Source organism: Desulfobaculum sp. (genome assembly GCF_054921475.1).
In genome coordinates, this window is record NZ_JBUDSW010000229.1 from 1 (window position 1) to 5,832 (window position 5,832).

Here is a 5,832-nt window from a genome sequence, read left to right on the forward strand (position 1 = left end):
GCAAGTTCCTGCCCATCTATATGGGCTTCTTTGGCCTGTTCACGCTGTCCAGCTTCGGCTTCCCGGGGACCAACAGTTTCGTCGGCGAAGCATTGGTGCTGTTCGGCGCGTTTGAGGCCAACTATTGGGTAGGCGGCATCGCCATACCCGGCGCATTGGTGGCGGCGGCGTACATGCTGCGCCTTGGCCTCAAGATGGCGTGGGGGCGGCCCTCGTCCGTGCCTTCCGGCCATTTCTGGGACCTTGGCATCCGCGAGTGGGTGTACCTTGCGCCGCTGGCGGCGCTGGTGCTGTACATTGGCCTTGCGCCCACGCTGTGCCTGAAGGTTGTGGACCCCTCCATTGAGAAGCTGCTTTCGGACTTCCGCGTCCGCTCGGCGCAGATTCCTGCCGAGGCCCGGACGCTGGCCGATTATGCGCCAGAACTGCCGGTGGTAGTGGCCGAGCAGTAACGGACTGATGCACGTCACGATGCGGCGGGCGGCCAAGGCCGCTGCGACGCAGGAGCCGTAAACAGGAGTAATGCAAGTGTCCATACGCCCCGACCTGTTCTTGCCGGAACTTTTCCAAATCGTGATTCTTCTGGTGCTGTTCGCCCAGAGCATCAGCCGCCATTCCACGCTGCGCAATGACGCATCGTGGGTGCCGTGGGGTGCCGCGGTTGGCGTGGCCGTCTCCTTTGCCGCCATGACGGCGCAGGGGCAGCTGTTCCACGGTGCGTACCGGGTGGACATGATGTCCCAATTCTTCAAGCTGGCCATTGCCGTGGGCTTTTTCATCGGCACGCTCAATGCCGTACGCCAGCCCACACTGGAGAAGGACAAGGAAAGCGACTACTTCCTGTTCCTTGGTTTTTCGGCCCTTGGCCTGATGTTCCTTGCGTCCAGTGCGGAACTCATCACCATTTATGTGGCGCTGGAGATTTCCTCCTACTCGCTGTACGCCATCATCCCCATCCGCGCGAAGGAGCGTAGCGCAGCGGAAGCGGGCATCAAGTACATCCTGTTTGGCGCGGTAGCCACGGCGGTTTCGCTGTATGGGCTGTCGTACATTTTGGCCTCGCAGCACTCCAGCTACCTTGTGGACCTTGCGCAGGCGGACTGGTCGTGGGCCAATAATCCCATGGCCGTTGTGGGCCTGTCCCTGTTCCTTGCGGGCATGTTCTACAAGCTGGCGCTGTTTCCCTTCCACTTCTGGTGCCCGGATGTGTACGAGGGCGCCAGCAACGAGACGGCGGCCTACGTGGCAACCCTGCCCAAGCTGGGCGCGGTGGTTGTACTGGTGCGCCTGGCCGCGCTGCTGACTCCGGGTATGGAGGTGACGCTGATTTTCGCCATCCTTGGGGCGGTGTCCATGACCTTTGGCAACCTCTCCGCCCTTGTGCAGCGCGATGTAAAGCGCATGCTGGGCTATTCCAGCGTGTCCCACGCCGGGTATGTGATGCTGGGCCTTGTGGCGGGTACGGCGCAGGGCCTTGCCGCCGCCGCGTTCTACAGTCTGGTGTATATCCTTATGAACCTGACGTGCTTCTGGGTCATCTGCAAGACCAGCGAGGACGGGCGCAACGTGAAGCTGGACGACCTAAACGGCCTGTACCGGCGCTCGCCGTATATGGCCATGGTGCTGGCCGTGGCCGCGTTTGCCCTTGTTGGCCTGCCGCCTACGGCCGGGTTCATCGGAAAGTTCTTCCTGCTGACCAGCGCGTGGAACCACGGGTACAACTGGTTCGTCATCGTGGCGGCTGTGAACACGGCCATCGCCATCTATTACTATCTGAGTCTGGTGCGCCACGCCTACACTGTGGAGCCTGAAGACGCCGCGCGGCTGGAGCCTGTGGACGAAGGCCCCATGACCCGCGTGTGGGGGACGGTGCTCGCCGCCGCCATCCTGCTCCTTGGCGCGGTGCCCGGTCCGGTCTTTGAGTTTGCCGCCGAAGCTGGGCGTCAGCTTATGCGGTAAACGGCAGGGGGAACGACGTGCCCTCAAGGTCACACAACGGGACCAGCAAGCAGAACTGGCCCAAAACCGGGGAATAGAGCCGTATGCAGACAGCTGACGCAGTGAACCGCTTCGGGCGAGAGAGGACACCCTTTCGGGCAGGGCGGCAAGCCCCAGCCGGAGGCGCTGGCCCCATCCGCGCCGCGCTCCCTGCCCCCGGACAATTTGCCGTTCCATGACCGCCAGTGCGCGGTACGGAGCTGGAATGCGGCGAGAAATACGAGAACAGAGAGGCAGGCCGGACCGAAGGGTTCGGTCTGCTGTTGTATGGCGGGGGAGGGCGGTTGCGGCTTTCCAAAGCGAAAACTGCCGCATGCCGGTGGTTTGGACGACTGCGGTGAAAAAAGGAACGTGTTGCCCTTTATACTTAAGCTGAAACGCAAACCATGATAGACATACAGGAATCTGCGAGCCTTTGTCGGCTGGCGGACACGCTTGGTTCCGGGTGAAATGTAAAGGGGTTTTTTTGCCATGTGAAAGATATCACATGCACATGCGGCCTCATTGACCTTGGCTCAAGCAACTGATTTAACCGCCTAGACTCAGACGGACGCCTACGCCGCAGGGACGCTTGCGGCACTGTTGGCGCCGGTGTGAAGGCCTTCAGTTTTTCATCCAGAGACGGGAGGGATGCTCCGTGAGCAAGTACATGATCAAGACCAACCAGGACCGGTGCATTAGCTGTAATGCCTGTGAGGTGCATTGCAAGCAAAAAAACGCCGTGCCTCCGGGTGCGCGTCTGGGGCAGATGGTGACGGTAGGTCCGCTGAAAAAGGCGGGCAAGCCCAAGATCATGAACCTGTTCATGCCATGCTTCCACTGCGAGCAACCCTGGTGTGTTGCGGCCTGTCCCACCGAGGCTATGCAACGCCGCGAAGACGGCATCGTTTTTGTGGATCAGGAGCTGTGCGTTGGGTGCAAGGCATGCATCATTGCCTGTCCCTGGAACATCCCGCAGTGGGACGAGACCACGGGCAAGGTTCTGAAATGCGACCTGTGCATGGACAGAATCGACCGCGGCCTTGAGCCTGCTTGCGTTACGGCATGCACCACGCATGCGCTGGAGTTCGTGTCGCCGAATGCGGCATCTCGCACGGCACGAGAGCGACACGGGCAGAAGATGTTGCTGAAGCGCGCTTTGCGCTAACCGTTGTTTTTCTTCTTTCAACCTTTAAGGAGGGTGGCACTGTGAAATTCAAGTCCAACCACGCATTCCTCGCACTGTTCGCCATTGCCGTGGTGCTGTGCACGCAGGAAGCGGCATGGGCCGATCGCCTGACCGACGCTGTGAGCCAGGCCATCGCAGCCGACAAGCTCGACCCCAACGCCGCCAAGGGATACCTCGGCATCCCCGGCGCACCTAACCTCAACGCCCTGATCGGCCTCGTATGGGCCATCTGGGTTGGCTGGATCTTCTCCACCGTCGGCGCGTTCGGCGGCATTATGGCCGGTGTTGGTCACATCACCATTTACGGCCTTGGCGACTACGCAAAGGGCTTCGGCAAAAAGATGGCCATCAACAAGGTCGTCACCGACTCCATCCGCGTGTCCAACCAGTGGCTGGTGGGTTGCTCCGCCGCGCTGTCCACGTTCAACTACTACCGCGCCGGCCGTCTGGTTGCCCCTCTGGGCATCGCGCTGGCCATCGGTTCCGTGGCTGGTTCCTGGCTGGTGCCGTGGCTGACCGCCGGTAAGATCAGCCTGAAGTCCTACCTCGGCTACTTCGGCCTCTTCGTCCTGTTCCTGGGCTGCTACCTCTTCTACGAGACCACGCCCAAGGCCCAGAACAAGAAGAAGGAAGCCAAGGCAGCCGCCAAGGCCTTTGAAGACAGCGTGAAGACCGGTAACGTGGACATGTCCTCCCAGGGCGTTAAGGTGAAGACCTTCACCCTGACCCGTTGCGAGTTCACCTTCTTCGGCGTTGAGTTCCACTTCAACCCGCTCATCCCGGTTGTTGGTGGCTTCTTCATCGCCGCTCTTGCCTCCTTCCTCGGTGTTGGTGGCGGCTTCCTGCTCGTGCCGTTCCTGACCTCCGTGGCTGGCCTGCCCATGTACCTTGTGGCTGGCACCTCCGCCATGGCTGTGTTCATCGGCATGATCAACTCCATCGCCTCCTACATGGTCCTGAAGGGAACGCCCGTACAGTGGAGCCTCATCGGTGCCGAGCTTATCGGTATCGTCATCGGTTCCATGATTGGACCGCGCACCTCCAAGTACATCCCCGACGTCTGGCTGAAGCGCCTGTTCGTCGTGCTGGCCCTGTACGTTGGCCTGCGCTACTGCTCCAAGGGCTTCCTCGGCTTCAGCATCCTGCCTCCCTTCTAGGCGAGTGCACGCTCTGTAAAGCGAGACCCTACCCGGGCCGGCCGGTATTGACCGGCCGGCCCTTTTTCCGCCCTGCGCCGCCCTTGCGCGGGGCGGCAAGACATCGTACAAAAGAGGTCCGCGGACTTTCCGCGTAAGACCACGCCCTGAGAGGAAGACGTGTTAGCATCCTTCGACAGCCTCAATTATCTTTTTGACCCGGTGTTCATCCCCCTGTTCCGGCTGCCCCTTGAGCCGCTGACTGCCTATTTTGTGGGGATGTTTCTGCTGGTGCTTCTGTGCACGGTGGTGGGGGAACTGTCTCTGGCCGGTACATACTTCCTCAACCGTAAGCACTTTGCCAAAATCAATCAGGACATGATTCGTCAGCACAATCTGTCCGTGCAGGCCATCTGCCAAAAGGACAAGGCCAGCTACAAGGCCTGCAACTCGCTGGCGAATGAAGCCTTTGGGCAAAATTTCTTTTCCCACATCGCGCTGTTTGCCTCCAGCCTGTGGCCTGTGCCCTTTGCCCTCGGCTGGATGGTGATGCGCTTTTCCGAAGTGACCTTCCCGCTGCCGTTTACTATTCCGGCCATCGGCAACGAAGTGGGCAACAACTTTATCTTTATTCCGCTGTACGTCGCCGTGCGCGTGGGCTTTGCGAAGCTCAAGCCCTACCTGCCGGTGTTTAAGCAGATTTTGCAGGCCATCAAGGACAACGAGGACCCCGGCGAGAATCTGGTCTCGTGGTCCGAATTGTACGACGGCAAGAAGAAAGACGCCCCCGGCGCGGGAGCCCCGGACAAGGCCTAGGCGTTCCGGCGCTCCATCCGCCCCGGCAAGGAGATGCGGATGCACGAAACAAGTCTTGGTCAGGTGGTTCGGGACTACCTGACCGGCGAGGACATCGAGGAAACCTCCTACGAGGAATTCCGTCAGGCCATGGCCCGGATGCTGGTGGAGGAGCTGGGCTACCCGCCACAGCGTTTGCTGGCCAAGGTGGGCATTGAGTTCCCCGTGGATGGCGAAACCTATTGCCGCGTGGCGGACCTTGTGGCTTGCGATGAGGATGGCACGCCGCTCTTTTTGCTCTTTTTTGTGGCCGGCCAGCCCGGCAGCTTTGACCGGGAAGTCCTTGCCGCAGCGCGGCTGTACCCCGGCGGCCCCATTCCGCTGGTGGCGGTGACCGACACGCGCGAGGCCGTGCTGCTGGACGCCGCAACCGGGACGACCATTGGCACCAGCATGCGCGCCATCCCCCGGTATGAGGACCTGCCCGCCCTTGCGAAGGCCCACCCCGCGCCGCAATGCTCGCAGGAGCAGCTGGACCGCGAGCGCCGCATCCTCTACGCCTACAGCGAATTCATCTACGGCAGTTGCTGCCATACCTGCACGCCAAAGCCCGCGCATACGCCGGGGCGGGACGACGACCCTGCCTAACGCGCCGCGCGCAACAACGCCCCCGCTGGAGAAACCAGCGGGGGCGTTGTTGTGTGGTGCATTGGGGGCCCCGGACAAGGGCGGTAG

General features: G+C 61.3%; 5 protein-coding genes and 1 pseudogene. All 6 read left to right on the forward strand.

Annotated elements, in window-relative coordinates; all coding sequences use genetic code 11:
• Positions 1-452: pseudogene (locus ACY69P_RS13270) on the forward strand (NADH-quinone oxidoreductase subunit M); the annotation flags it as partial.
• Positions 453-522: 70 nt separating this feature from the next.
• Positions 523-1,959: an NADH-quinone oxidoreductase subunit N gene (locus tag ACY69P_RS13275; protein WP_404845846.1), complete on the forward strand. Its 1,437-nt coding sequence runs from the start codon at positions 523-525 to the stop codon at positions 1,957-1,959.
• A gap of 676 nt (positions 1,960-2,635) precedes the next feature.
• Positions 2,636-3,145 carry a 4Fe-4S dicluster domain-containing protein gene (locus ACY69P_RS13280; protein WP_404845845.1) on the forward strand — a complete coding sequence of 170 codons (510 nt, stop codon included), beginning with the start codon at positions 2,636-2,638 and terminating at the stop codon, positions 3,143-3,145.
• A gap of 41 nt (positions 3,146-3,186) precedes the next feature.
• On the forward strand, positions 3,187-4,323 hold the full coding sequence (locus tag ACY69P_RS13285) for a sulfite exporter TauE/SafE family protein (RefSeq protein WP_459898507.1): 1,137 nt from the start codon (positions 3,187-3,189) through the stop codon (positions 4,321-4,323).
• A gap of 159 nt (positions 4,324-4,482) precedes the next feature.
• A complete protein-coding gene (locus tag ACY69P_RS13290; protein WP_462327815.1) occupies positions 4,483-5,118 on the forward strand; it encodes a hypothetical protein in 636 nt (211 codons plus the stop codon).
• Between the two features lie 39 nt (positions 5,119-5,157).
• A complete protein-coding gene (locus ACY69P_RS13295; protein ID WP_462327816.1) occupies positions 5,158-5,745 on the forward strand; it encodes a type I restriction enzyme HsdR N-terminal domain-containing protein in 588 nt (195 codons plus the stop codon).
• The last annotated feature ends 87 nt before the right edge of the window (positions 5,746-5,832 follow it).